Origin of the sequence: Nocardia sp. NBC_00416 (assembly GCF_036032445.1) — a bacterium.
Taxonomy (GTDB): Bacteria; Actinomycetota; Actinomycetes; order Mycobacteriales; family Mycobacteriaceae; genus Nocardia.
Map to the genome: position 1 here is coordinate 3,317,727 of NZ_CP107932.1, position 23,996 is coordinate 3,341,722.

Annotated in this window: 23 protein-coding genes; 9 read left to right on the forward strand and 14 right to left on the reverse strand. The window is 68.3% G+C overall.

Going from position 1 to position 23,996, the window contains the following annotated elements; genetic code table 11:
* Positions 1 to 15: 15 nt before the first annotated feature.
* The 5 genes from OG804_RS13925 to OG804_RS13945 all read left to right on the forward strand — a co-directional run bounded on the left by OG804_RS13925 (position 16) and on the right by OG804_RS13945 (position 4,003).
* Positions 16 to 876: a helix-turn-helix domain-containing protein gene (locus tag OG804_RS13925; protein ID WP_328397578.1), complete on the forward strand. Its 861-nt coding sequence runs from the start codon at positions 16 to 18 to the stop codon at positions 874 to 876.
* A 168-nt stretch (positions 877 to 1,044) separates the two neighbouring features.
* Positions 1,045 to 2,370, forward strand: a complete 1,326-nt coding sequence (locus OG804_RS13930) for an APC family permease (protein WP_328398386.1) — start codon at positions 1,045 to 1,047, stop codon at positions 2,368 to 2,370.
* Between the two features lie 98 nt (positions 2,371 to 2,468).
* Positions 2,469 to 2,996: a hypothetical protein gene (locus OG804_RS13935; RefSeq protein ID WP_328397580.1), complete on the forward strand. Its 528-nt coding sequence runs from the start codon at positions 2,469 to 2,471 to the stop codon at positions 2,994 to 2,996.
* Between the two features lie 70 nt (positions 2,997 to 3,066).
* Positions 3,067 to 3,561 (forward strand): peroxynitrite isomerase, encoded by a 495-nt coding sequence (locus OG804_RS13940; protein ID WP_328397582.1) that lies wholly within the window; start codon positions 3,067 to 3,069, stop codon positions 3,559 to 3,561.
* A 214-nt stretch (positions 3,562 to 3,775) separates the two neighbouring features.
* Positions 3,776 to 4,003 (forward strand): hypothetical protein, encoded by a 228-nt coding sequence (locus tag OG804_RS13945; RefSeq protein WP_328397583.1) that lies wholly within the window; start codon positions 3,776 to 3,778, stop codon positions 4,001 to 4,003.
* Positions 4,004 to 4,023: 20 nt separating this feature from the next.
* Here the strand turns inward: OG804_RS13945 and OG804_RS13950 are convergent, their stop codons facing one another.
* The 4 genes from OG804_RS13950 to OG804_RS13965 form a co-directional block, all read right to left on the reverse strand.
* Complete coding sequence (locus OG804_RS13950; RefSeq protein WP_328397584.1) at positions 4,024 to 5,811, reverse strand: penicillin-binding transpeptidase domain-containing protein; 1,788 nt, start codon at positions 5,809 to 5,811, stop codon at positions 4,024 to 4,026.
* A 62-nt stretch (positions 5,812 to 5,873) separates the two neighbouring features.
* Positions 5,874 to 6,737 (reverse strand): GNAT family N-acetyltransferase, encoded by an 864-nt coding sequence (locus OG804_RS13955; RefSeq protein ID WP_328397585.1) that lies wholly within the window; start codon positions 6,735 to 6,737, stop codon positions 5,874 to 5,876.
* Between the two features lie 124 nt (positions 6,738 to 6,861).
* Positions 6,862 to 8,019, reverse strand: a complete 1,158-nt coding sequence (gene ispG, locus OG804_RS13960) for a flavodoxin-dependent (E)-4-hydroxy-3-methylbut-2-enyl-diphosphate synthase (protein WP_328397587.1) — start codon at positions 8,017 to 8,019, stop codon at positions 6,862 to 6,864.
* 168 nt (positions 8,020 to 8,187) lie between these two features.
* Positions 8,188 to 8,451 (reverse strand): DUF2631 domain-containing protein, encoded by a 264-nt coding sequence (locus OG804_RS13965; protein WP_328397588.1) that lies wholly within the window; start codon positions 8,449 to 8,451, stop codon positions 8,188 to 8,190.
* Positions 8,452 to 8,546: 95 nt separating this feature from the next.
* Between OG804_RS13965 and dxr the strand changes: the two genes are divergently transcribed.
* The gene (dxr, locus tag OG804_RS13970) at positions 8,547 to 9,686 is read left to right on the forward strand and encodes a 1-deoxy-D-xylulose-5-phosphate reductoisomerase (RefSeq protein WP_328397589.1); all 1,140 of its coding nucleotides are present in this window, start codon (positions 8,547 to 8,549) and stop codon (positions 9,684 to 9,686) included.
* Between the two features lie 125 nt (positions 9,687 to 9,811).
* Positions 9,812 to 11,014: a M50 family metallopeptidase gene (locus OG804_RS13975; protein WP_328397590.1), complete on the forward strand. Its 1,203-nt coding sequence runs from the start codon at positions 9,812 to 9,814 to the stop codon at positions 11,012 to 11,014.
* A 146-nt stretch (positions 11,015 to 11,160) separates the two neighbouring features.
* Here the strand turns inward: OG804_RS13975 and lhgO are convergent, their stop codons facing one another.
* Both lhgO and rlmN read right to left on the reverse strand, forming a co-directional pair.
* Entirely contained in the window at positions 11,161 to 12,372 is a 1,212-nt protein-coding gene (lhgO, locus tag OG804_RS13980) for an L-2-hydroxyglutarate oxidase (RefSeq protein WP_328397591.1), read from the reverse strand.
* 56 nt (positions 12,373 to 12,428) lie between these two features.
* Positions 12,429 to 13,538, reverse strand: coding sequence for a 23S rRNA (adenine(2503)-C(2))-methyltransferase RlmN (gene rlmN, locus OG804_RS13985; protein ID WP_328397592.1), 1,110 nt, complete (start codon positions 13,536 to 13,538; stop codon positions 12,429 to 12,431).
* 135 nt (positions 13,539 to 13,673) lie between these two features.
* On the opposite strand from rlmN, the gene OG804_RS13990 reads away from it, so the two are divergent.
* Complete coding sequence (locus OG804_RS13990; protein WP_328397593.1) at positions 13,674 to 14,066, forward strand: LapA family protein; 393 nt, start codon at positions 13,674 to 13,676, stop codon at positions 14,064 to 14,066.
* Positions 14,067 to 14,091: 25 nt separating this feature from the next.
* Here the strand turns inward: OG804_RS13990 and OG804_RS13995 are convergent, their stop codons facing one another.
* The 5 genes from OG804_RS13995 to rpsB all read right to left on the reverse strand — a co-directional run bounded on the left by OG804_RS13995 (position 14,092) and on the right by rpsB (position 18,758).
* Positions 14,092 to 15,042 carry a phosphatidate cytidylyltransferase gene (locus OG804_RS13995; RefSeq protein WP_442941825.1) on the reverse strand — a complete coding sequence of 317 codons (951 nt, stop codon included), beginning with the start codon at positions 15,040 to 15,042 and terminating at the stop codon, positions 14,092 to 14,094.
* Positions 15,043 to 15,289: 247 nt separating this feature from the next.
* Positions 15,290 to 15,847 carry a ribosome recycling factor gene (frr, locus tag OG804_RS14000; RefSeq protein ID WP_328397594.1) on the reverse strand — a complete coding sequence of 186 codons (558 nt, stop codon included), beginning with the start codon at positions 15,845 to 15,847 and terminating at the stop codon, positions 15,290 to 15,292.
* Positions 15,848 to 15,898: 51 nt separating this feature from the next.
* Positions 15,899 to 16,627 carry a UMP kinase gene (gene pyrH, locus OG804_RS14005; protein ID WP_328397595.1) on the reverse strand — a complete coding sequence of 243 codons (729 nt, stop codon included), beginning with the start codon at positions 16,625 to 16,627 and terminating at the stop codon, positions 15,899 to 15,901.
* A gap of 282 nt (positions 16,628 to 16,909) precedes the next feature.
* A complete protein-coding gene (tsf, locus tag OG804_RS14010; RefSeq protein ID WP_328397596.1) occupies positions 16,910 to 17,734 on the reverse strand; it encodes a translation elongation factor Ts in 825 nt (274 codons plus the stop codon).
* A 148-nt stretch (positions 17,735 to 17,882) separates the two neighbouring features.
* Entirely contained in the window at positions 17,883 to 18,758 is an 876-nt protein-coding gene (rpsB, locus tag OG804_RS14015; protein WP_328397598.1) for a 30S ribosomal protein S2, read from the reverse strand.
* Positions 18,759 to 20,666: 1,908 nt separating this feature from the next.
* Here rpsB and OG804_RS14020 point away from each other — a divergent pair.
* Positions 20,667 to 21,185: a M23 family metallopeptidase gene (locus tag OG804_RS14020; RefSeq protein WP_328397600.1), complete on the forward strand. Its 519-nt coding sequence runs from the start codon at positions 20,667 to 20,669 to the stop codon at positions 21,183 to 21,185.
* Between the two features lie 40 nt (positions 21,186 to 21,225).
* Here the strand turns inward: OG804_RS14020 and OG804_RS14025 are convergent, their stop codons facing one another.
* From OG804_RS14025 to OG804_RS14035, 3 genes are all read right to left on the reverse strand, one after another.
* A complete protein-coding gene (locus OG804_RS14025) occupies positions 21,226 to 21,966 on the reverse strand; it encodes a GatB/YqeY domain-containing protein (protein WP_328397602.1) in 741 nt (246 codons plus the stop codon).
* Between the two features lie 7 nt (positions 21,967 to 21,973).
* Complete coding sequence (locus tag OG804_RS14030; RefSeq protein ID WP_328397604.1) at positions 21,974 to 22,360, reverse strand: YidH family protein; 387 nt, start codon at positions 22,358 to 22,360, stop codon at positions 21,974 to 21,976.
* Between the two features lie 642 nt (positions 22,361 to 23,002).
* Positions 23,003 to 23,926: a tyrosine recombinase XerC gene (locus OG804_RS14035; RefSeq protein ID WP_328397606.1), complete on the reverse strand. Its 924-nt coding sequence runs from the start codon at positions 23,924 to 23,926 to the stop codon at positions 23,003 to 23,005.
* Positions 23,927 to 23,996 lie beyond the last annotated feature (70 nt).

A 23,996-nucleotide genomic window follows, 5' to 3' on the forward strand; every position in this document is an offset into this window, starting at 1 on the left:
AGCGAAAGGGATGACATGGCAGGCAAACGCACCGTCCTCACGGCGGGTCTGCGCCGGCTCTCGGTGCTGCTGCTGGAGATGCGCGAGGACGCCGGACTGAGCAAAGAGGACGTCAGCGCCCGGACCGGGATCAACGTGACGACGCTGTACCGGATCGAAACGGCCCAGGCCCGGCCGCAGCGCCGCACGCTGATGACCATGCTGGACCTCTACGGTGTCGAGGAGACCCGGCGGCAAGAGGCCCTCGAACTCCTCTCCGACGCGCAGAAACCCGGCATGTCGCGACCCTACGAGGCGAGCCTGTCGGAGGTGTACGCGGCGTACATCAACTTCGAGTCGGTGGCCCTGTCGGCCCGGCACTATCAGACCTCCTTCATTCCCGGGCTACTGCAGACCGAGCAGTACGCCACCGCCGTGATCGATACGTGCATGCCGAAACTGGAAGCCTCCGACCTGGAACGCCGGGCCCGCGCGCGGATGGACCGGGCCGCGGTGCTGGGCAAGGACGAGCCGCTGGAATTGTGGGTGGTGCTCGACGAGGCCGCCATCCGCCGGATGGTCGGCGGCCCCGAGGTGATGGGCGGCCAGTTGCGCCGGCTCGGCGAGGCGACCAAACGCAAGAACGTGATCTTGCAGATCCTGCCTTTCGACGCGGGCGCGCACCCCGGGATGGCCGGCTCCTTCACGATTCTCGACTTCCCCGACCCCACCGATCCCGAACTGGTCTACGTCGAGGGTATTTCCGGCGACGCGCTCGTGGAGGGGCACTCCGAGATAAGACGCTTCGGGGTGATGTTCGACCAACTCCGGGCAATGGCACTGAGCCCCAGGGATTCCGCGGTCGTGATCGCCGAGGCCGCCGAAGCCCTGAGCTGACTTCGTGTGAACAGCCTGTGAACCAGGAGTCCGGGCGCCACCGAGTGGGTATATAGAGCGAGACTGTTCGATTCACGGCTCGTCCGGCCACTGCGGAGATGAGGGGTTCTCTTGGCAGACGTCACCGACCGCACCGATCCGGCACAGCAACCCGAACTGAAACGGGTCATGGGCCCGTGGCTGCTGTTGCTGTTCATCATCGGCGATATCCTCGGCACCGGGATCTACGCGCTCACCGGCCGCGTCGCCGACGACGTCGGCGGGGCGGTCTGGGTGCCGTTCCTGGTCGCTTTCCTGGTGGCGATGATCACCGGACTCAGCTATCTGGAACTCGTCACCAAGTATCCGCAGGCCGCCGGGGCCGCGCTCTACACGCACAAGGCGTTCGGCATCCATTTCGTCACGTTCATGGTGACGTTCGCCGTGATGAGTTCCGGGATCACCTCTGCCGCCACCGCGGCCAAGGCGTTCGCGGCGAATTTCGCCGAAGCCTTCGAATTCGACGGCAGCGAACTGTTGCTCACCCTCGTGGCGCTGGCTTTCATGGCGGCGGTGGCGGCGATCAACCTGCGCGGTGTCGGGGAGAGTGTGAAGGCCAATGTGCTGCTCACCTGCGTGGAACTGTCCGGTCTGCTGATCGTGGTGTGCATCGGCCTGTGGGCACTCGGTTTCGGTAACGGCGATTTCGGGCGGATCGTCGAATTCGACACCGGCGACCGCACCGCGTTCGGCGGGGTCATCGCGGCCACGACGCTGGCCTTCTTCGCCATGGTCGGCTTCGAGGACTCGGTGAACATGGCGGAGGAGACCAAGGAGCCCAGCCGTATCTTCCCGAAGATCCTGCTCACCGGGCTGCTGGTCACCGGCGCCATCTACGTGCTGGTCTCCATCACGGCGGTAGCGCTCGTCCCCCCGGACGAACTCGCCGAAGGCGATACCCCGCTGCTCCAGGTAGTGCAGATCGGCGCACCCGGCTTCCCGACGCAGATCTTCGCCTTCATCACGATGTTCGCCGTCGCCAACTCGGCGCTGATCAATATGCTCATGGCCAGCCGACTGCTGTACGGGATGGCCAAGCACAAGGTGGTCCCCCGGATCCTGGGCAGGGTCAACCAGAGCCGGCGCACCCCGCATATCGCAATCCTGTTCAGCACCCTGCTGGCCTTCGGGCTGCTCACCTTCGTCGACCAGGTTCCCGAACTGGGCGGCACGACCGCGCTCCTGCTGCTCGTGGTGTTCACCATCGTCAATATCGCGGTACTGGTGTTACGCCGCGACGAGGTCGGGCACGAGCATTTCCGAACCCCGACGGCACTACCGGTGCTGGGCGCGGTGTCGTGCGGCTATCTGGCCACACCGTTCACCGACCGCGACCCGGCGCAGTACGTCATCGCCGGTGTGCTGCTGGCCGTCGGCGTCGTACTGTGGGCTCTCACCGCGTTGTGGAACAAACAGCACAATATCGGGCCCCTGGGCCCGGGGGTCGATATCTAGCCGCCCAGCAGGCCCGTCGTGCCGTGTCCGGTTCTCCAGCAGCGGGCCGGAATTCGCGGAAGTGACGAGCGGTCGCGCGATCGGTAACGTATCCGCCGATGACAAGCATGGATGCCAGGTTCGGCGATGCGGCTGGGTCGGTGCCCCTGCCCAGCCCGTGGGACCTCAACGCCTACCTCGCCGAGGTGGCCGCGCACCGGAAGCGGCCGATTTCTCTGCAGCCGGCCCACCGGTCGGCGCTCGCCGATCTGGGGTGCAGCGGCAACGGTCTCTGGATCGCCCGCAAACACGACGATATCGTCGTGTACGACGCGTCGGCCTCGGGTCGCAATGCCGATCACATCGTGCTGCACGCGATCGGCCATATGTTGCTCGGACACGGCGGGCCGGGCGCCGAGGACCCCGACACCACCCGGATCTCGCTCGGCGCACTCAACGCCTCACTGCTCGATGCGCTGGCGACGATCGCGCCCGGGTCGATAACCCAGATCCTGGGCCGGGACGATTTCGGCGCCGACCGGGAACGGGAAGCGGGGGTGTTCGCCGAGATGACGATGGTCTACGCGGCACTGCCCCGGCGCCGCACCCGGTCGTTCTGGCCGTTCGGCCGGCGCAAGAACAAATAGCCCCACATCGGCGCGCTGCCGGACCGGGAGGTACACCCGATCCCGGTGCGAGGGTCTACTCTTGTGGGCCGTGGCCGAACCGCAGACACCCGCCCCGCATCCCGCTATCGCCTCGCTGGCCGGATTGCTCGGCACCTGGCGCGGCTCGGGGCAGGGCGATTACCCCACGATCGAGCCGTTCGGCTACCTCGAGGAGATCACGTTCGGGCATATCGGACGGCCTTTCCTGACCTACCGGCAGCGCACCCGGCACGCCGACGACGACCGTCCGCTCCACGTGGAAACCGGCTATCTGCGCTGCCCGGCCCCCGACCGGGTGGAGCTCATTCTCTCTCATGCCACCGGGATCACCGAGATCTGCGAGGGCAAACTCACCGTCGGCGACGACGAACTGCGGCTGGAATTGGAGTCGACCGCGATCGGCCTGAGTACGACGGCCAAGTCGGTGACGGCGCTGAGCCGCACCATCCACATGCACAACGGGGTCATCGACTACACCTTGCAGATGGGCGCCGTCGGCCTGCCATTACAGGATCATCTGGCTGCCAGCCTGCACAAAATCTGAATGGGCCATAACGAAATAATCACGAATCGCGGTGACGCGGGTCACGATTTGCTCGTCATCGATTTTCCCCAGCTTTCCATCTTGTCTCGGCGCGCATTCCCGGCTTAGGTTGACCTGAGCAGCAAATCATCAGACAACTCTTCCGTCGAGCCCGGCTCCCCGGAGCCGTCCGAGCTCGCTATCTGTCGAACCTCTGAATCGGAGGGAGCCGGAAATGAAGCGTTCCGCAGTTGCTTTCATCACCGCCGGATTGATTCTGGGCGGCACCGGGGTGGTCGAGATCCTCGGAACCGACACCGCCTCGTCCGCTCCGGTCACCGACCGCACCGTATCGGTCGTCGCGCCCGCCCGGGTCAGCGATTCCGTGACAACCGATACCCATATCACCGAGATCGGTCACCGTTACGCAACTCGATCCGGCACCGCCACCGCCGGCCAGTGACCGGCGCCCGCCCGGGCGGATCAGTACCCGCCGGGCAGGGCCACCAGCATTTCCCGGGTCACCGCCACGGCATTATCGGAACTACCGCCTTCGACCAACAGCGTCGCGAAGGCGATATCGCCCCGGTAACCGACGAACCAGGAATGTGAGCCGCCCGTCACCTCGGCCTCGCCGGTCTTGCCGAACACCTCCCCCTGATCGGCGATCCGCTCGGCCGTGCCCGAGACGACCACCGCCCGCATCATCATCCGCAGGCCGCGCACCACATCCGGGTCCACCGCGGGCCGCTGCCCGTCGACCACCGTCTCGCGCCCGGCGATCAGATACGGCGTCGGCGCGCGGCCGGACGCCACGGTCGCGGCCATCAGCGCCAGACCGAACGCACTCACCACCACCCGTCCCTGGCCGATCCCGTCCTCGGTGCGCTGAGTACGGTCCTCCGCCGCCGGCACCGAACCGGAGAAGGTCGGCAGGCCCGGAATCGTGTAGTCCGGTCCGATACCGAATGCGGCCGCACTGTCCGAGAGCGCGGAATCCGGCAATGTACTGGCCAATTGAGCGAACGATGTATTGCACGACCGCGCGTACGCGGTGGTCAAGGGAACATCGCCGACGGTGAACCCGTCGTAATTCGGAATCATCCGCTCCCCGATGGTGATCGCGCTGGGGCAGGCGATCACTGTGTCCGGTGTCGCGATCCCCGACGACAGGGCGGCCGCCGCAGTCACCGTTTTGAATACCGAGCCGGGCGGGTACTGCCCGATGGTCGCGACCGGTCCGTCCCGATCCGCGGCGGCGTTCTGCGCCACGGCGAGAATCCCTCCGGTCGAAGGCCGGATCGCCACCATCATGGTCTGTTCCCGCCGGCCGTCGACCGCATGCTGTGCCGCGTTCTGGATCCGGCGATCCACGCTCAGCGCGAACGACGGTGCGGGCTGCGCCGCCACCTCGTGCAGGACACCGGTTTCCGCACCGTTGGCGTTGCGGGCCACCACCCGCCAGCCGGCCCGGCCGTCGACCTCGTCGATCACCGTCTGCCGCACCTGCGCCATCAGATCGGGGGCGAACTTCCGGTCGGTGGGCGCCATATCCCATTCCTGGGTCACCCGGACCCCGGGTAGCCCGATGAGCAGGGCCCCCACGCGGCCGAACTCGGCCTCGGTCAGCACGGTCACCGTGTACACGCCGTCGGCCGCGCGCGCGGAATCCAGTATCCGTTCCGGGGTGAGCCGGTCGTCGATATCGGTCAGCGCCCGCGATACCGCGGTCGCCACCCGCTCCGGATCCCCACTGTCGGCGGCGTCGAAGGTCACCCGCGACACGGTCCCCGGGACCAGTACGTCGCTCCCGGATTGTTCGTTCACCCGGGCCCGCGGGGCCGGCCGCACCGACAACGACATGGTCTGGGTATCACCGAGCCGGGGGTGTACAGCAGCACCGCTCCAACGCACCGTCCACTCGCCACCGCTGCGCACCATCGGCAGCTGACCGGTGTAGGTCCAGATACGACCACCGTGCAGGCGCCATTCGTAGGTGTAGTCGACGGTGGCGGTGTCCCCGCTGATCCGCGCCGCGCCGGTATCGGCGCGGAGTTCCTCGGCGTCCAATTCGTCCCACGCAGAAGTGAGTGCGGCGAAAGCCTTCTCGGGGCGGGTCGTCCGACCGGCGGCCGTCTCGATATCGCGGGCGGTGAAGGCATTCAGAAAACTGTCCGCGGCGGTGATCGGGCCGGCGGCGCCCGCGCCGCATCCGGTCACGGCGAAAACCAGCGCCGCGACCACGATCACGAGTACCGGACGGATCGCCATCGGCCCTGATCGTAGGCGACCGGACCCGGTGATCACCTGCGGCACACCGGATCCTGACCGGGTCAGTCCAGCAGAATCGTGGCGAAAGTGGCGATCTGCTGGAAACCGACAGCGCGGTAGGCGCTGCGGGCGATCTCGTTGAAGTCGTTGACGTACAGGCTCGCGGTGCGACCGGAGGCGACCACCGAGTTCGCCACGGCAGCGGTTCCCGTGGTCCCGAAGCCTTGTCCCCGGTATTCCGGACGTACCCAGACGCCCTGGATCTGGCCCGTTCGCCGGGACATCGCGCCCACCTCCGCCTTGAACACGACCTCGCCGTCGACGAACCGCGCCCACGCCCGGCCCGCCTCGATCAGCCCGGACACCCGGCGCCGGTAGCCGCGGCCCCCGTCACCGGCCCGGGGATCGATCCCGACTTCTTCGATGAACATCGCGATCGCCGCCGCGAGGTAGCGGTCCAGCTCCTCGGGCCGGACCTGACGCACCTCGGGATCGGCCGCCGAAATAGCCGTGTCGGTGAGGGCGAGCAGCGGCTGGGCGCCGCGCAGCTCCCGTTCCGGGCCCCAGTGGTCGGCGAGCATCTCCCACAGCGGTAGCGCCAGTTCTTGGCGGCCGACCACCGAGGAGCACATACGGGGCCAGCGGATGGCGCGGTCCGCGAACGCGCGTAACGCGTCCCGGCCCCCGCGCAGCGGGATCAGATTCACTCCGGAGAAGCACAGCGATTCGGCCGGGCCGCCGCGACTCCACAGCTCACCCTGGCCGAACCGATTGTCCAGACCATATTCCTGTAGCCGGGCGGCGACCATGCAGCTGGCCACCGGATCGTCGTCGAGCACCCGGAGTACCTGCGCCAGGTCCCGCTTGGCGAGCTGGCGCGCGGGAACATACTTCGCACGCCGGGTCGGCTCCAGCAGACTCCGCACCTACAACAGCCTGCCATGAACCGCGTCGAAGCGGTATGGATATCCCGAAAGCGTGCGCGACCGCCTGGTTCCCCGGCCACCACGCACCGGCCCGCCGCGGCGGCGAGCCGGTGGCGCGGGCCGCTCAGCCGACGCTGACGACCGGTTCCCCGGTCCCGGCGTCCGCACCCATCTCCTCGGCGATCCGCATGGCCTCCTCGATGAGGGTTTCCACGATCTGCGCCTCGGGCACTGTTTTGACGACCTCGCCCTTGACGAAGATCTGCCCCTTGCCGTTGCCCGACGCCACGCCGAGATCGGCCTCCCGCGCCTCGCCCGGACCGTTGACCACGCAGCCCATGACCGCGACCCGCAGCGGCACCTCCAGGCCGTCCAGACCGGCGGTGACCTCGTTGGCGAGCGTGTACACGTCAACCTGGGCGCGGCCACACGACGGACAGGACACGATCTCGAGTTTGCGGGGCCGCAGGTTCAGCGACTGCAGGATCTGATCGCCGACCTTCACCTCTTCGGCGGGCGGCGCGGACAGCGATACCCGGATGGTGTCGCCGATCCCCTCGCTCAGCAGCGCCCCGAACGCGACCGCGGATTTCACGGTGCCCTGGAAGGCCGGGCCCGCCTCGGTGACCCCGAGGTGCAGCGGATAGTCGGACTGCGCGGCCAGTTGCCGGTAGGCCTCGACCATGACCACCGGGTCATTGTGCTTGACCGAGATCTTGATATCACCGAACCCGTGCTCCTCGAACAGGCTCGCCTCCCACAGCGCCGATTCGACGAGGGCCTCCGGGGTCGCCTTCCCGTACTTGGCCAGCATCCGCTTGTCCAGGGAGCCGGCGTTCACGCCGATGCGGATCGGGATGCCGGCGGCTCCGGCCGCCTTGGCGACCTCGCCGACCCGACCGTCGAATTCCTTGATATTGCCGGGGTTCACCCGGACCGCCGCGCAGCCCGCGTCGATCGCGGCGAAAATGTAGCGGGGCTGGAAGTGGATATCGGCGATCACCGGGATCTGCGATTTCTTCGCAATAATCGGCAGCGCGTCGGCGTCCTCCTGCCGCGGGCAGGCCACTCGGACGATATCGCAGCCCGACGCGGTCAGCTCCGCGATCTGCTGCAACGTCGCGTTCACATCGTGCGTTCTGGTCGTCGTCATCGACTGCACCGAGATCGGGTGGTCACTGCCCACACCGACACCACCCACCATCAGTTGACGGGTCCTGCGCCGCGGCGCGAGCACCGCTGCGGGTGCGGTCGGCATCCCCAATCCGATTGTGCTGGTCACTTTCGGCTGCCTACTTTCGTACTGGTCCGGCCGGTCGGTGCCGAGTCTAGTCCGGCCCGACCGGGGCGCCGTCGAGACATCGGCAACAGTCGCGACCGGCACCGGCACGTCACCGGGCCGTAACCCGGCCGTTCACCGGGCGTCGTGGCAGCTGTCGGAAAGGTCCGGTTACCGCGGTTTGCGCCGCAGCAACACATCGCGGATCACGATCCCGATGAGCGCCACCGCGAATCCGATCAGGTAGAGATCCTCCACCTTGCCGGAGTGGTTGCCGACGAGCATGCCCAACAGGATCAGGGCAACGACGATCGCCGCGACCCGGAACGTGGTGTGCGATTCGCCGCTCCAGCCCCAGGCCGCCGACGGAACCTCGGCGGGGTCCACCTTGGTGACGACTTTGTCGCTGGTGGTTTCGACTTCCGTGGCGGCCACGATCGCTCCTCCTCGAGAGAACGGATACTGCCCGATATCGTGGCATACGACCGCCCGTCGTAGCCAGCAGGGGCGCGGTCGGCGACAATGGGCGGGTGTCAGATCTCCGCAGAGTCCTCCTACTCGGCAGCACCGGGTCCATCGGCACTCAGGCGCTCGAGGTGATCGCTGCCAATCCGGACAGATTCGAGGTCGTCGGCCTGGCCGCGGGCGGCGGGAACACCGAACTGCTCGCCGCGCAGATGGCCGCCACCGGCACCACCCGGGTCGCCGTCGCCGATCCGGTCGCGGGGGCCGCACTGGGCGTGCCGTTCACGGGAGCCGGCGCGGTGACCGAATTGGTCCGTCGCACCGAAGCCGACGTCGTGCTCAACGCACTCGTCGGCTCGCTGGGCCTGGAACCGACGCTGGCGGCCCTGGAAACGGGAGCCACCCTGGCGCTGGCGAACAAGGAGTCGCTGGTGGCCGGCGGATCGCTGGTCACCCGCGCGGCACGACCGGGGCAGCTCGTACCGGTCGATTCGGAGCATTCGGCGCTGGCGCAATGCCTGCGCGGCGGCCGGGCCGAGGAGGTCGGCAAACTCGTTCTCACCGCGTCCGGCGGCCCGTTCCGCGGCTGGACCACCGAGATGCTGGACGGGGTGAACCCGGCCGAGGCGAAAACACATCCGACCTGGTCCATGGGGCCGATGAACACCCTGAACTCGGCGTCCCTGGTGAACAAGGGCCTCGAGTTGATCGAGACCCATCTGCTGTTCGGCATCCCCTACGACCGCATCGAGGTCACCGTGCACCCGCAGTCCATCGTGCATTCCATGGTGACCTTCACCGACGGCTCCACCCTGGCCCAGGCGAGTCCGCCCGATATGAAATTGCCCATCGCGCTGGCGCTGGGCTGGCCGGACCGGGTCCCCGGAGCCGCCGCCGCGTGCGATTTCGGCACCGCCGCCACCTGGACCTTCGAGCCCGTGGACGATGCGGTGTTCCCCGCTGTGGAACTCGCCCGGGAGGCGGGTGTCGCGGGCGGCTGCGTCACCGCCGTGTACAACGCGGCCAACGAGGTCGCGGTACAGGCCTTCCTGGACGGCCGGATCCGCTTCACCGAGATCGTGCGCACGGTGGCGCAGGCGGTACGCGACGCCGACCAGTGGCGCGCCGAACCCAGCGAACTCGCCGAGGTGCTCGCGGCCGACGCTTGGGCGCGCGACCGTGCCCGTAACCTCGTACATCGGTAATCCATGTCGCGGATAGTCGAGGCACGGCACGCGGGCGGTTACTGTGGACACGTGCTCGCGGCCGCTCCGGTCTCCGTGCGGGCCGGGAGTAATGATCTGCGCACCGCAGGAGGGCTGTAGACCACATGCTGTTCGTGTTGGGGTTCGTGCTGTTCGCCCTCGGCATCACGATTTCGATCGCGCTCCACGAATGCGGGCATATGTGGACCGCCCAGGCCACCGGGATGAAGGTGCGCCGGTACTTCATCGGGTTCGGTCCCAAGATGTTCTCGTTCCGCCGCGGGGAAACCGAGTACGGCGTGAAATGGCTGCCGCTCGGCGGCTTCTGCGATATCGCCGGAATGACCGCCCTCGATGAACTCGAACCCGAAGAGGTCGAGCGCGCCATGTATCGGCAGCCCGCCTGGAAACGCCTGGTGGTGATGTCCGGCGGGATCGCGATGAACTTCCTGCTGGGTTTCCTGCTGATCGCCGTCCTGGCTGTCGGGTGGGGCCTGCCGAGCCTGAACCAGCCGCCGGAGACGACGCTCGGCGCGATGAGCTGCATCGCACCGCAGAACCCCGACCGCACCACCGGCCCCTGCACCGGTCAGGGCCCGGCGCAACGCGCCGGCCTGCAGCGGGGCGATGTGGTGACCGCAGTCAACGGCGAGGAAGTCGACACCTGGGACGAGTTCCAGACCTCGACCCAGCAGCAGAACGGCCCGTTCACCTACACCATCGAACGCAACGGGCAGACGATGGACGTCGAGGTCGTCCCGGAGCGGACGATGCGTTACCCCCGCGACGGCGGTCCCGGGCGCGAAGTGAGCGTCGTCGGCGTCGGCCAGGAGTTCTACGAACCGACCCAGTACGGCGTACTCGCCGCGATTCCCGCCTCGGCGGAGTTCACCGGCGAGATGTTCGTGCGAACCTTCCAGTCGCTGGCCCAGATGCCGGCGAAGGTGGCCTCACTGTGGGACGCGGTGACCGGGGGCGAGCGCGATCAGGACACCCCGGTCAGCGTGTACGGCGCCAGCAAGATCGGCGGCGAGACCGCCGAACGGGGCTACTGGAATATGTTCATCCTGGTCTTGGCCAGCCTGAACTTCTTCCTCGGCGCGTTCAACATCCTGCCGCTGCTACCGCTGGACGGTGGCCATATCGCGGTGGTCCTGTACGAGAAGATCCGCAACACCATCCGCGGCTGGAAGGGTCTGGCCCCGGGCGCCCCGGTGGACTACCTGAAACTGCTCCCACTCACCTACGTCGCGGTGGTCGTCGGCGGCGCGTACATGCTGCTCACCCTCGCGGCCGACATCATGAATCCGATCGAGCTCTTTCCCTGACCGGCGACCGGAATCCGTCGCGCCGAATCGTCCATTCGAGTATCGACCGACATGACCGACGGATCGAAAACCTGGACCATCCGGAGTACCTGCTCGGCGCAGACCGAACACCCTGCGGATAAGCCCGCACTTCCTCACCCGGCTGGTCAGCGGGCCGTGGTGTCCTTGTCCTCGATGACATCGACCACGTATTCGGCGATCGCGAGCGAGGAGGTCGCCGCGGGCGACGGTGCGTTGCGGACGGCGGTCACCGCGCCGAGCCGGTCGATCCGGAAATCGTCCACGAGAGTGCCGTCGGCGTCGAGGGCCTGCGCCCGCACGCCGCTGCCCCCGCGCACCACATCCGCGGCGCCGATCGCCGGAATGTAGCGCTGCGCCTTGCGCATGTACGCCGTCGCGGACAGCGAGCCGTATATCTCCTCGACCCCGGTGCGCCAGTGCTGCCGCGCCATCCGCCGGAACCCGGGCCAGCGCAGCGTATCCGCGAAGTCGCGCGCCGAGAGATGGGAGCGCCGATAGCCTTCCCGCGCGAAGGCCAGCACCGCGTTCGGCCCCACTTCCACCGCCCCGGAGACACGACGCGTGAAATGCACGCCCAGGAACGGGTATCGCGGATCAGGCACCGGATACACCAGGCCGCGCACCATATCCGCTTTCGCGGCGACCACATTCATGTACTCGCCGCGGAACGGGACGATTCGTGGACCGGGTTCGGCTCCCGCCAGACCGGCGACGGTATCGGCGTGCAGTCCGGCACAGACGATCACGCGGTCCGCGCGCAGCACCTCCTGGCCCATCACGACCTCGATCCCCGACGCGGTCCGCGTGATCCCGTCGACGCTGCGCGACAACCACACCTCGCCACCGGCCGCCACCAGATCCGCGGCATAGGACTCGGCCACCCGGCGGAAATCGGTGATGGCGGTGCGCGGCGAATACAGGGCGGCGATTCCCTCCGCGAACGGCTCGATATCCCGGATCTCCGACCGGTTCACCCTGCGCAGCTCCGGAACGGCGTTATCACCCGCGCGTGCCTCCAGCGCGTTCAATCGCGGTATTTCCTCGTCGTCCACCGCGACCACGAGTTTGCCGCATTCTTCGTAGGGCAGCCCGCGCTCGGTGCAGTAGTCCCGCAGCAACGACCGACCCCGTGCGCACAGCACGGCCTTCAGACTTCCCGGCTGATAGTAGATCCCGGCGTGCACCACTCCAGAGTTGTGACCGGTCTGATGTGCCGCGACGTGATCTTCCTTCTCCAGCACCACGATTCGGTCTCCGGGGCGCCGGTGGGCAAGCTCCCGGCCGATGGCCAGGCCCACGATTCCGGCTCCGACGATCGCGACAACCTGATCGGCCATACGACGTTCTCCTCACACCACATCCATCTGTGCGGATACGAGCCCACAGGTACAGCTCAGCCCTCGGCCGCCAACTGGCCACAGGCCGCAGCGATCTCCTGGCCGCGGGTATCGCGGACCGTGCACGGCACCCCCTGCGCCTCGACCCGGCGGACGAACTCCCGTTCGACCGGTTTCGGGCTGGCATCCCATTCACTGCCCGGAGTGGGGTTGAGCGGAATCACGTTCACGTGCACACGGGCACCGAGGGCCTTGTGCAGTTTCGCCCCCAGCATGTCCGCCCGCCACGGCTGATCGTTGATATCGCGGATCAACGCGTATTCGATGGACACCCGGCGACCGGATTTATCGGCGTAGTACCGCGCGGCGTCGAGGACCTCGGCCACCGGCCAGCGGTTGTTCACCGGGACCAGGGTGTCGCGCAGTTCGTCGTCCGGGGTGTGCAGAGATACCGCGAGCGTCACCGAGAGATCCTCGTCGGCGAGTTTGCGGATCGCCGGTGCCAAGCCGACGGTGGACACCACGACGTTGCGCTGGGAGATGCCGAGACCGTCCGGAGCAGGCGCGGTGATACGACGGACCGCGTTCACCACCCGCTTGTAGTTCGCCAGCGGCTCCCCCATGCCCATGAAGACGATATTCGACAGTCGTCCGGGTCCACCGGATACCGCCCCGTCGCGGAGGTCGGCGGCGGCGGCACGTACCTGGTCGACTATCTCGGCGGTGGAGAGATTGCGGTTCAGGCCGCCCTGTCCGGTGGCGCAGAACGGGCAGGCCATGCCGCAGCCGGCCTGGCTGGAGATGCACAGGGTGGCCCGGTCGGGATAGCGCATGAGGACGCTTTCCAGCAGGGTGCCGTCACCGGCGCGCCACAGCGTCTTGCGCGTCTCACCGCTGTCGCAGACCACCTGCCGCAGCGCGGTGAGCAGCGGCGGGAACAGCGACTCGGCCACCTTCTCCCGCACCGCGGCGGGCAGATCGGTCATCTCCGCCGGATCGGCCTGCAGCCTGGCGTAGTACTGGCGGGCGATCTGGTCGGCCCGGAATTTCGGCAGTCCGAGTTCGGCCATCGCGGCACGACGGCCGTCGGCATCGAGGTCGGCCAGATGGCGCGGCGGCATACCACGGCGTGGAGCGTCGAAAACCAGGGGCAAGGAGACGGTCATAGTGCTACCAGTGTGGCATCTCGGCGAATGTGACCTGTGCCGAGCCGTCCACCACTGGATACATCATCTGGATCGAGACCGACCGGCGGGCCGGAAATCCGTGCGGAGCCGATAGCTGTCGGCAATCATCGACATATGGCGACCTCCGATGACCGAACACCCGAAACGGGCGCACTGCCGAAGAACAGCCCTCCCCCGGGCGTACCGGGCGAGCCCGCCGGAAATGAACCCGCCCCCGACTCCCCCGGCCGCAAACCAGCGGGCAGGCGCGGTCGGCGCAAGGAAATCGGGAAGTCCCGCGTAGGCAACACATGGATCGCGCTGATCGTGGCGGCGCTGCTCGGGATCATCCTGCTGATCTTCATCTTGCAGAACTCCGAGAGCACCGAGGTCGAGATGCTGTTCTGGAAGTTCTCGTTGCCGTTGGGCGTGACGATCCTGCTGTCGGTGATCGCCGGAGCCCTGGTGATGGCGCTGGTAGGCGGTGTCCGGATCGTCCAACTGCGCCGCGCGGTCCACCGGGACTGAACCGGCTCACCGCACCGGGCTCGGCTCAGATCAGGGTGCTGAGCACCAGCCAGGACACGAAGGCCGAGGGCAGCATGGAATCGAGCCGGTCCATGATCCCGCCGTGGCCGGGCAGCATGGTGCCCATATCCTTGATCCCCAACTCGCGTTTGATCTGCGATTCGATCAGATCGCCCAGGGTCGCCACGACCACCAGGCCGATACCCAGGACCACACCGATCATCGAATTGGCGTCGAGCAGCAGGGTGACGGTCAGCAGACCGCCGATGATCGCGAACAACAGCGATCCGCAGAAGCCCTCCCAGGACTTCTTCGGGCTGATCGAGGGCACCATCGGATGGCGGCCGAACAGTACCCCGGCGACGTAGCCGCCGACATCGGAGCACACCACCAGGATCATGAAGGTCAGCACCCGCAGGTTGCCGTCCGGATCCTCCAGCAGCAACAGCACCGCGAACGAGGCCAGCAGCGGAATCCACGCCAGCGTGAAGACAGCGATGGCGGTATCGCGCAGGAAATTGCGCGGGGCAGTACGCAGGCCGTGATCGAACAGCCGCCACACCATGCAGACCAGCGCCGTCGCCGCGAACGAACCGGCCACACCGCCCGGCCCGAACGGCCAGCCCAGCCAGAACACCGCCTGACCGCCGACGATCAGCGGTGTCCGGGGTACCAGGACATCCGCCTCGCGCAGCCGTTTGGCGACCTCCCAGGTGGCGATGCCCACCGCCACACCGGCCACGCCGATGAACACCTTGGGCACGAACAGCAGGATCGCGATCAGCGACACCCCGAGGGCCAGGCCGACCGCCAGGGCCGCGGGTAAGTTCCGCCCGGCGCGGGAACGCCGCGGCGCGGCGCCCTCGGGCGCGCCGGTCGATGCCGGTGTCGGTTCGGATATGCCCTCGGCCGGCGGCTGCGGTCGGGCCGCACCGGTCGCGGCGGCTTTCTCGGCCACGATTGTCCCGTCGCTCAACTCGTCGTCGTTCCGTTCGTTCCCACCCGAAGCGGGCGTAGCTCGCTCCGCTGTACCCATTGTGCGGCAGTTCGCCGACCAGGGGGCCGGGTGAACTGCCGGTCCGGTGTCAGTAAATATCGGACACCGCGCTCCGCGCGCCACCTACCGCTCGTGCCGCTCTCGGACGATCCTGCGCGTTCGCGAGACCTGACGCGCCTGGCAAGGTACCACCGCCGAATCGGCGGTTTCCTCGCCCGGCCACCTATCAGACCTCGAGCAGCTCGGATTCCTTGTGCTTCACCAGTTCGTCTATCTGGGTGACGTATCTGGCGGTGGTCTTGTCGAGTTCCTTCTCGGCCCGCCCGACCTCGTCCTCGCCGGCTTCGCCGTCCTTCTGGATACGCCCCAGCTCCTCCATGGCCTTGCGGCGCACGTTGCGAACGGCGACTTTGGCGTCCTCGCCCTTCTGCTTGGACTGTTTGACCAGTTCGCGGCGCCGCTCCTCGGTGAGCTGCGGGATACTGATCCGCAGGATGTCGCCGTTGTTGGTCGGGTTCACGCCCAGGTCGGAGTTGCGGATCGCGGTCTCGATCGGTCCCAGCTGCGCCTGCTCGTACGGCTTGACCACCACCATCCGCGGTTCCGGCACGGTGATACTCGACATCTGGGTGATCGGGGTCGGCGATCCGTAGTAGTCGACCACGACCCGGGAGAACATCCCCGGATTCGCGCGCCCGGTACGGATTCTGCCGAGATCGTCCTTCGCCACCGAGACGGCCTTCTCCATCTTCTCCTCGGCGTCGAAGAGCGCTTCTTCAATCACGACCGTTTCCTCCACTGCGTCGTCATCGTCATGACCCGCGGGCCCGCGGTATCAGGATCGAACCAATGTGCCGATCTTCTCACCGGCCACAGCCCGGGCGATATTGCCCTTGGTCAACAAATTGAACACCAGCATCGGCATCTGGTTGTCCATGCACAAACTGAACGCCGTCGCGTCGGCGACCTTCAGATCGCGTTCGATCACTTCTTTGTGCGTGATCTCCTGGTACATGGTGGCGTCGGGGTCCAGTCGCGGATCAGCGTTGAAGACACCGTCGACGGCCTTGGCCATCAGCACCACTTCGGCGCCGATCTCGAGCGCCCGCTGCGCGGCGGTGGTGTCGGTCGAGAAGTACGGCATGCCCATCCCGGCGCCGAAGATCACCACACGCCCCTTCTCCAGATGCCGCTTGGCCCGCAACGGCAGATAGGGTTCGGCCACCTGCCCCATGGTGATCGCGGTCTGCACCCGGGTGTCGACGCCCTGCTTCTGCAGGAAATCCTGCAGTGCGAGGCTGTTCATGACCGTCCCGAGCATGCCCATGTAATCGGAGCGGGCCCGTTCCATACCGCGCTCCTCGAGTTCGGCGCCGCGGAAGAAGTTCCCGCCGCCGATCACCACGGAGACCTGCACGCCGGTGGCCACCACCTCGGCGATCTGCTCCGCCACGGTCTCCACCACATCGGGATCCAGGCCCACCGTGCCACCGCCGAACATCTCACCGCCGAGCTTCAGCAGTACCCGGCGATATCCTGGGCGGTCGGTCCCCGGGTGCGTCATCGGCTGGCGTCTCCTTCGGCGATCGGTGTTCACGGTGGTCGTACTCGAGGTGGCGGCGGGCGCACGGTGACCGCCGCGAACGGCGTCACCCGCTGCCTCCGCCGGCCGGGCCCGCGCGCGAAGTTCCACGACGGACCGTGCGAAAAGAAAGCGGCCTCTATCCTGCCCTACTCGCCCGGGCGCCCGGGGACGAGGGGGCCGCTCCGGGACCGGCTCGGACGCCGATCTCAGAACGAAACCCCCGTCGCGGCAGAGACGACGGGGGCTTTCGTGAAAATCCGATCAGGCCTGTCCGACCTCGAAGCGGGCGAACTTGGTGACGGTGACACCGGCTTCGTCCAGCAGCGCCTTCACGGTCTTCTTGTTGTCGGTGACCGACGGCTGCTCCAGCAGGACGACGTCCTTGAAGAACCCGTTGACCCGGCCCTCGGTGATCTTCGGGAGCGCGGCCTCCGGCTTGCCCTCCTCGCGAGCGGTCTGCTCGGCGATACGACGCTCGTTCTCGACGATATCGGCGGGAACCTCGTCACGGGTGACATACTTCGCTTTGAGCGCGGCAACCTGCATGGCGGTGGCCCGGGCGGCCTCGGCGGCGGCGTCACCGGAACCGGTGTACTCGACCAGCACACCGACGGCCGGCGGCAGATCCGACGCCCGCTTGTGCAGGTAGGTCGCGACCGGGCCGTCGAGGGAGACGACACGACGCAGTTCCAGCTTCTCGCCGATCTTGGCGGCCAGCGCCTGCAGCGCCTCGTCGACGGTCTGACCGTCGAGGGCCACCACCTTGAGCGCGTCCACATCGGCCGGTTTCGCGGCCGCGGCGGCGGCGGCGATCTTATCGGCCAGCGCCTGGAACTCCGCGTTCTTGGCGACGAAGTCGGTTTCGGAGTTGATCTCGACCATCACGCCGTCCTTGGCGATGACCAGGCCCTCCGCGGTCGTGCGCTCGGCCCGCTTGCCGACATCCTTGGCGCCCTTGATGCGAAGCAGCTCCACAGCCTTGTCGAAATCGCCTTCGGTCTCGACCAGCGCGTTCTTACAGTCCATCATTCCGGAGCCGGTGAGCTCCCGCAGCCGCTTCACGTCAGCGGCGGTGTAGTTCGCCATCGGGGGCGAGCCTCCTTCGAGAAAGTCTGATACCGGGCAGTGGTGGTCACGGCTCGGGGAGCCGTGACCACCACTGTGGAAAAGTTCCGCTCAGCGGCGCTCACCATGGCACTGCACGGTGCGCGCCCGCCGAACGCGAGGTGACGACTCAGGCCTCGGCCGGGGTCTCCGCCGGAACCTCGACGGGGGCCTCGGCCGGAGCCTCTGCAGCTGCCTCGGCCGGAGCCTCTGCCGGAGCCTCGGTGCTCGGCGCGGCCTGTGCGAGCAGCTCCTGCTCCCACTCCGGCAGCGGCTCCGCAGCGCCGGCCTCGGGCTTGTCGTCGCCGCCGGAGCGGCCGGCCCGGGCCTGCACGCCCTCGGCGACCGCGGACGCCACGACCTTGGTGAGCAGCGCGGCGGAGCGGATCGCGTCGTCGTTGCCCGGAATCGGGTAGTCGACCAGGTCGGGATCGCAGTTGGTGTCCAGGATCGCGATGACCGGGATGTTCAGCTTGCGCGCCTCGCCGACGGCGATGTGCTCCTTGTTGGTGTCGACGACCCAGATGGCCGAAGGCACCTTCTGCATATCCCGGATACCACCGAGGGTGCGGTCCAGTTTGTTCATCTCACGCGTGAGCATGAGGATTTCCTTCTTGGTGCGACCCTCGAAACCACCGGTCTGCTCCATGGCCTCGAGTTCCTTGAGGCGCTGCAGGCGCTTGTGCACGGTGGAGAAGTTGGTGAGCATGCCACCCAGCCAGCGCTGGTTCACATACGGCATACCGACCCGGGTGGCCTCGGCCGCGATGGACTCCTGGGCCTGCTTCTTGGTGCCGACGAACAGGACCGTACCGCCGTGGGCGACGGTCTCCTTGACGAATTCGTAGGCCTTGTCGATGTAGGTCAGCGTCTGCTGCAGATCGATGATGTAGATGCCGTTGCGGTCGGTGAAGATGAACCGCTTCATCTTCGGGTTCCAGCGACGGGTCTGGTGCCCGAAATGCGCGCCGCTGTCGAGCAGCTGCTTCATTGTTACGACAGCCATGGCTCTCGTATCTCTCTTTCGTTGCCGGTTGACGCAGCGGGCCGGCGGCCTGCTGCCCTGGCACCACAGAACGCTCGGACCCGATCCTGGGATCGAGACCAGCCGAGACGTCCCCTGTTCCGGAATGCGCTGATGATCGTCGGCTCCGCAGGAGCTCGATGGGACCAGCGCCGTGATGAACAAGCACGGTGGTGCGCGAAGTCGGTCGGTGCGAACACGGACCGCCCGGCCAGTTTACGGCGTGTGCTGCGTGAACTGGAAATCGCCCGGTCGGATCACCCCTCGACACCGCTTCCGGCGGGCCGGATGAAACACCGGTTGTTCACAGAGGTCCGGTTATCCACAGCCACCGGAATCGCGGGTTCCGGTCCGACGACGGCGCAGGCAGGCTGAGTCCATGACCTGCGACACCCCCCGCACCGGGACCGATCCGAGCACGCCGCCACCACCGGTCCTCCCGCCGGCACCCCGCAGCTGGCCCCATATCGCCACCCGGGACAGATCGGCGGGACCGCGATGCGATCACCGCACACGACCTCGGCCCACTTGGCCCGAGAAAACCGGCGAACACCCGCCGCGGCAACGTCGGGGCACGAATCAGGGCCGTGGCACCCGGCAGTGCCCCGTCGCGCGACACCGGCCCGAGGCGGCAGGAGCCCGGGCGGCGAGCCCCTCGACCGCCGGCACCGGATCCGCGGGCACCGGCCCGGCAACGGAGGACCGGGCAACGGGCCGACACCGAGCGGCGCGGGCGGCCACTCCGGTGGAACCGGCCGCACATCCGGGCCCGGAAGCGGCCTCGGGCGACCCGGGCCCGAGCGATATTCGGCGCCGCGCTCGGCGATACGACCGCCGGATGACCCACCGGGCGGCGGCGTCCCGGGGCGGCATCCATACCGGTCCGGTGGCAAGCGACCACGATGCCGCGCGTTGGACACAACGTCCGGGGCCTGCGCGGGTCACCCGGTTTCCCACCGTCCGTCCCGGCTCGACACCGCTACCCGGGACGGAGCCGGCACGGCACGCGCCCGAACGACCCCTCCGGCGCTCGCCCGCCCGGAACCCGATCCGGCGGCCGCACCTGGACGAGCACCGGCGGTGCGACCATGCCCGGGCCTACCGGCTACGACCCGGACGCCGACAGGCCCCGGTTGCCCATCGTCGGCTGGAGATGCTGATCGGTACCGCACTGACCACCGTGTTCATCGCCTTTCCCCTCGGCCCGGGCACCACGGCCGCCGCGTACACCGGCGAGCCCACCGTGATCACGGGCGTCGGCCGGGCTGCCGGACATGACGCTCCCGGCGACCCGATCCACGCACGGCCGAGGGCCGGAGCAGAGCCGGTATCCACTGGGCCGTCCGCCATCGCTGTGGACATCGCCCTGCAGACCGCCCGGGCTACCGGGAACAACAGCGCACAGCGTCCGGCGGGGGCCGCGCCGAGCGGGTCGCGAACCCCTGCACCATCTGCTCGATCCGCGCTCAGGGCAAGCCGATCCGGCCGATCCGAAACCACCGCGGGCCGGCACGCCCGGGCCGTATCCCGCGGACCGATAACGCTCGACAGTCCCGCGACGGACTCATCGACGGCCGTGGCCGAGCGGCCCCCGGCCGGTTCGAGCCGGGCACGCGGCTGCGGCGCCGGATCGAATTCTGGAAGCACCGGATCGGCGACCGCGTGCGGGCTGATCCCGCTGGTGCGCGATCTGGTCCGCGAGCTCATCCGGCTCGCACCGCGGCCGGTGCCGCCGTGCGGGTGCCCGGGCCGTGCTTCCTGATGCCTGCTCCCGGGCCGGGCGGGCGGAGGGGATCCGCCCGGCTCGGATACGACCAGAGCGGCCCGGCAGGCCGGGCCGCTCAGCGCGAATGCCGTACGCATGCGTTTCGGCAGAACCCGCCCGGAGCGGTGCGCACGGCGGTGGTCGCGGTCCTTGCGGCGGCCGCCCTCATCGCGCCCGCATCCGCGATCGCCGCCCCGCACGACCGGTTCGGCTGGCCGCTGCGACCACGTCCCGCCGTCGGGCGACCGTTCGATCCGCCCGCACAGGATTGGCTGCCGGGACATCGCGGCGTCGACCTCACCGGCACACCGGGACAGCCCGTCTACGCTGCCGGGCCGGGGACGGTCGTCTTCGCGGGAACAGTCGCCGGCAAGCCGGTGGTGGCGATCGTCCACGAAGGGGGGCTCCGAACCACCTATGAACCGGTGGTGGCGACGGTCCGGGTCGGCAGCCGGGTTTCCCGGGACACCGAGATCGGCGAACTGAGCACCGGCCACGCCGGATGCGCCGCCCCGGCCTGCCTGCACTGGGGTCTGCGCCGTGAGACGACCGCCCATGCGGGACGCGAATATCTCGACCCGCTGGGCCTGCTGCGAATGACACCGATCAGGCTGAAACCGGTAGCAGCAGGTACGCCCCGGTAAGCGGACCGAACGAACCGCGGAAGCGGCTGCCGGATCGCGATCAGACGAAGGTCGCGAGGATCGCGGCCTCGGCGTGCAGGGTGCCGGCTCGATCGGAACGGCCCGCGGCCTCGTACGCACCGGCGGCGGACAACCGGTCGGCGATCTCGGAGCGCACGATCTCGATGATCTCGGCCTCGCCGAGTTCCCTGCGCGGCACCTCGGCGGAACCCGGCCCGATCGACGCGGCCTCGACGGCCCCGGCGCGTTGCGCACCGATACCGACGGCTTCGGCGTTGTCGACAGCTGCCAGCGTCGCGCGGAGCAGCGCGGTCGTCTGCCGGTCGCGGGCCTTCATCGCGGTGGTGAGTGCGGCGCGGAGCCGGTCTCGGACGGGCGACACGTCGTCCATTTCGGGCTTTCCGGTCGGCATGGCCGCAACATAGACGCCGGTTTCCGGAGCTGTCCACCGAGATTCCGCACCCGGCGGTCCGGGCCGCGCCACCACGTATCCGGTGGTGACGAGGGCCGTGAGCACCACGGCAGCCGTCACGCAGCGGATGGTGGTGGTCGCCGAACCGACCGCGCCGCGGTGCAGCAGGAGATTGCGGCGGTATCCCAGCGCAGCCACCGTCAGCAGCACCAGACACGCGACACCTGGAATCAGAGCGGCCGCATCCCAGCCTTCTTCCATCACGGTACGAAGCAGCAACAGGGCGATGGCAACGCACCCCAGGCAGGTGCGCCGCCAGGACAACGCCGTCCGTTCCGCGGCCAGTCTCATCTCGGTGGTGTCGGTCACGGCGCCTTCAGTGCAGCAGCACGGCGACGCAGGCGAGAATCGCCACGAACGCGGTCCCGGCGGACAGCACCGGAACGAGCACGGTGCCGGGCAGCGGCCGGCCCTGATCCATCGCCGCGCGGATACGCCGCCAATGCCAGTACGCACCCGCGGCGACCACCAACGACAGCAGCAGACAGCTGACGGCCAGCGCAGTCCGGAAATCCGTATTCCACTGCTCCTGCACCACGGCATGCACCGCCACTCCACCGGCCAGCAACCCGAGCGCGGTACGAATCCAGGACAGGAAGGTGCGTTCGTTGGCGAGCGTGAACCGGTAGTCGATCGGCGTCGGCTCATCCGTCCGGGCTGTGCCGCCGATCGGCTCCGAAGGATCCTCGGGCGCCGGACTCATCCGGCCATCGCGCTGGTCCTGGTCTGCACGCTTACCTCCCGATGCACCGGCCACCCTGGACGAATCCGCTGAACAGCGTGAACACCACGATACGACCGCCCGACCACCGATCCACTCGTGCCCCCGCCCTGCTCGGCGCGCCTCCGTTTTACGGACTCGGCAACGCCGTGCCCGCCGCATCGGTCACCGACCCTGGTCATCGAGTCGGCCGGTGCGGATCGGCCGACCCTACGGCTGCGCCGATACGTGCGGCCCGCTACGCGAATCGAGCGCCTCGAGAGCAACCCTGCGCAGGAAGGCTCCCGCCGGATCGCGTATCCCGACCCGCGCCCGGATCCGCAGACGACCATCGAAAACTGTGGTCGGGCCAGGAACGACCACCGCTCGCTCAACTCGGTTCGGCATGCCACGGACACCGATACCGAGACCCGGCACGGTGGCGACGGTCGGACTGTGTCCCCGCGAGCACGGAGGGCGAGGCCATCCCGCGACCCGGTGCGAGAGCGAGTCCGTGCCGACCGGATCGCGCGCCCGCTGCCATGCCACGATCACCGGCTGCAGTGCCTCGTCGCTTTCCACACGGAGCGGAACACGGTGCGGTGCGGTCTCCGAGGCGGCCCGGGCCCGGCTCCACGCCGCGTCTCAAGCTCTGGGATGCGCCTGATCATGGGCTTTCCTCAGTCGCTCGACGGAGACGTGGGTGTAGAGCTGGGTGGTCGCGAGGCTGGCATGTCCCAGCAGTTCCTGCACCACCCGCAGGTCCGCGCCACCCTCGAGGAGATGGGTGGCCGCGGTGTGCCGGAGGCCGTGCGGGCCCATATCCGCGGTACCCGGGACAGCGGACACCACCGCGTGCACCACCGTCCGGGCTTGGCGTTGATCGAGCCGGCGGCCGCGGCGGCCCAGCAGCAGGGCGCGGCCGGAGTCGGGGGTGGCCAGGGTCGGTCGGCCGTAGCGCAGCCACTCACCGACCGCATGGTCGGCGGGGACGCCGAACGGCGCGGACCGCTCCCGGTTGCCCTTGCCCAGGACCCGTACAAGCCGACGCTCCCGGTCGACGTCGTCGATATCGAGTCCGCACAGTTCGCTGACCCGGATTCCGGTGGCATAGAGCAGTTCGATGATCAGCCGATCTCGCAGCGCCATCGGATCGTGCTGGGCGGCGCCGGACTCCGCGGCGGCCATCACCCGGCCGGCCTGCTCCTGCCCGAGTACGGCGGGCAGGCTGCGATGCGCTCTGGGAGCGGCCAAGCGCAGGCCGGGGTCCACGGTCAACCGGCCTGTCCGGGTGAGCCACGCGGTGAACGCCCGCGCCGCCGAGGCCCGCCGTGCCGTGCTGGTGCGGGCCGCGCCGCGCTCGGCGTTCGACGCGAGCCACGAGCGCATGGTGGTCAGATCCAGTTCTCGGATCGAGGCGTCGGCGGCATGGCCGACCCAGTGCGCGAGTAATGAGCGGGTATCGCCGAGGTACGCGCGGACCGTATGCGCCGACCGGTTGCGACCGAGTCGCAGATATCTGCCGTATTCGGTCAGCAGCGCTTCCAAGTCCTCGGGTAACTCGTACACCGCTTCACCGTTGTCCCCCGGCACCGGCACCGCAAGCCCACGCGCCGATAATCATTCGGTCCGTCGCTTT

Coding starts and splice junctions, on each gene's coding strand:
- tsf (WP_328397596.1), bottom strand. CDS start 17,734: ATGGCGAACTACACCGCCGCTGACGTGAAGCGGCTGCGGGAGCTCACC.
- pyrH (WP_328397595.1), bottom strand. CDS start 16,627: ATGACGCACCCGGGGACCGACCGCCCAGGATATCGCCGGGTACTGCTG.
- OG804_RS13930 (WP_328398386.1), top strand. CDS start 1,045: ATGGGCCCGTGGCTGCTGTTGCTGTTCATCATCGGCGATATCCTCGGC.
- lhgO (WP_328397591.1), bottom strand. CDS start 12,372: ATGGCCGATCAGGTTGTCGCGATCGTCGGAGCCGGAATCGTGGGCCTG.
- OG804_RS13950 (WP_328397584.1), bottom strand. CDS start 5,811: ATGGCGATCCGTCCGGTACTCGTGATCGTGGTCGCGGCGCTGGTTTTC.
- OG804_RS13935 (WP_328397580.1), top strand. CDS start 2,469: ATGACAAGCATGGATGCCAGGTTCGGCGATGCGGCTGGGTCGGTGCCC.
- rpsB (WP_328397598.1), bottom strand. CDS start 18,758: ATGGCTGTCGTAACAATGAAGCAGCTGCTCGACAGCGGCGCGCATTTC.
- OG804_RS14030 (WP_328397604.1), bottom strand. CDS start 22,360: ATGAGTCCGGCGCCCGAGGATCCTTCGGAGCCGATCGGCGGCACAGCC.
- OG804_RS13975 (WP_328397590.1), top strand. CDS start 9,812: ATGCTGTTCGTGTTGGGGTTCGTGCTGTTCGCCCTCGGCATCACGATT.
- OG804_RS13990 (WP_328397593.1), top strand. CDS start 13,674: ATGGCGACCTCCGATGACCGAACACCCGAAACGGGCGCACTGCCGAAG.
- OG804_RS13945 (WP_328397583.1), top strand. CDS start 3,776: ATGAAGCGTTCCGCAGTTGCTTTCATCACCGCCGGATTGATTCTGGGC.
- rlmN (WP_328397592.1), bottom strand. CDS start 13,538: ATGACCGTCTCCTTGCCCCTGGTTTTCGACGCTCCACGCCGTGGTATG.
- OG804_RS13925 (WP_328397578.1), top strand. CDS start 16: ATGGCAGGCAAACGCACCGTCCTCACGGCGGGTCTGCGCCGGCTCTCG.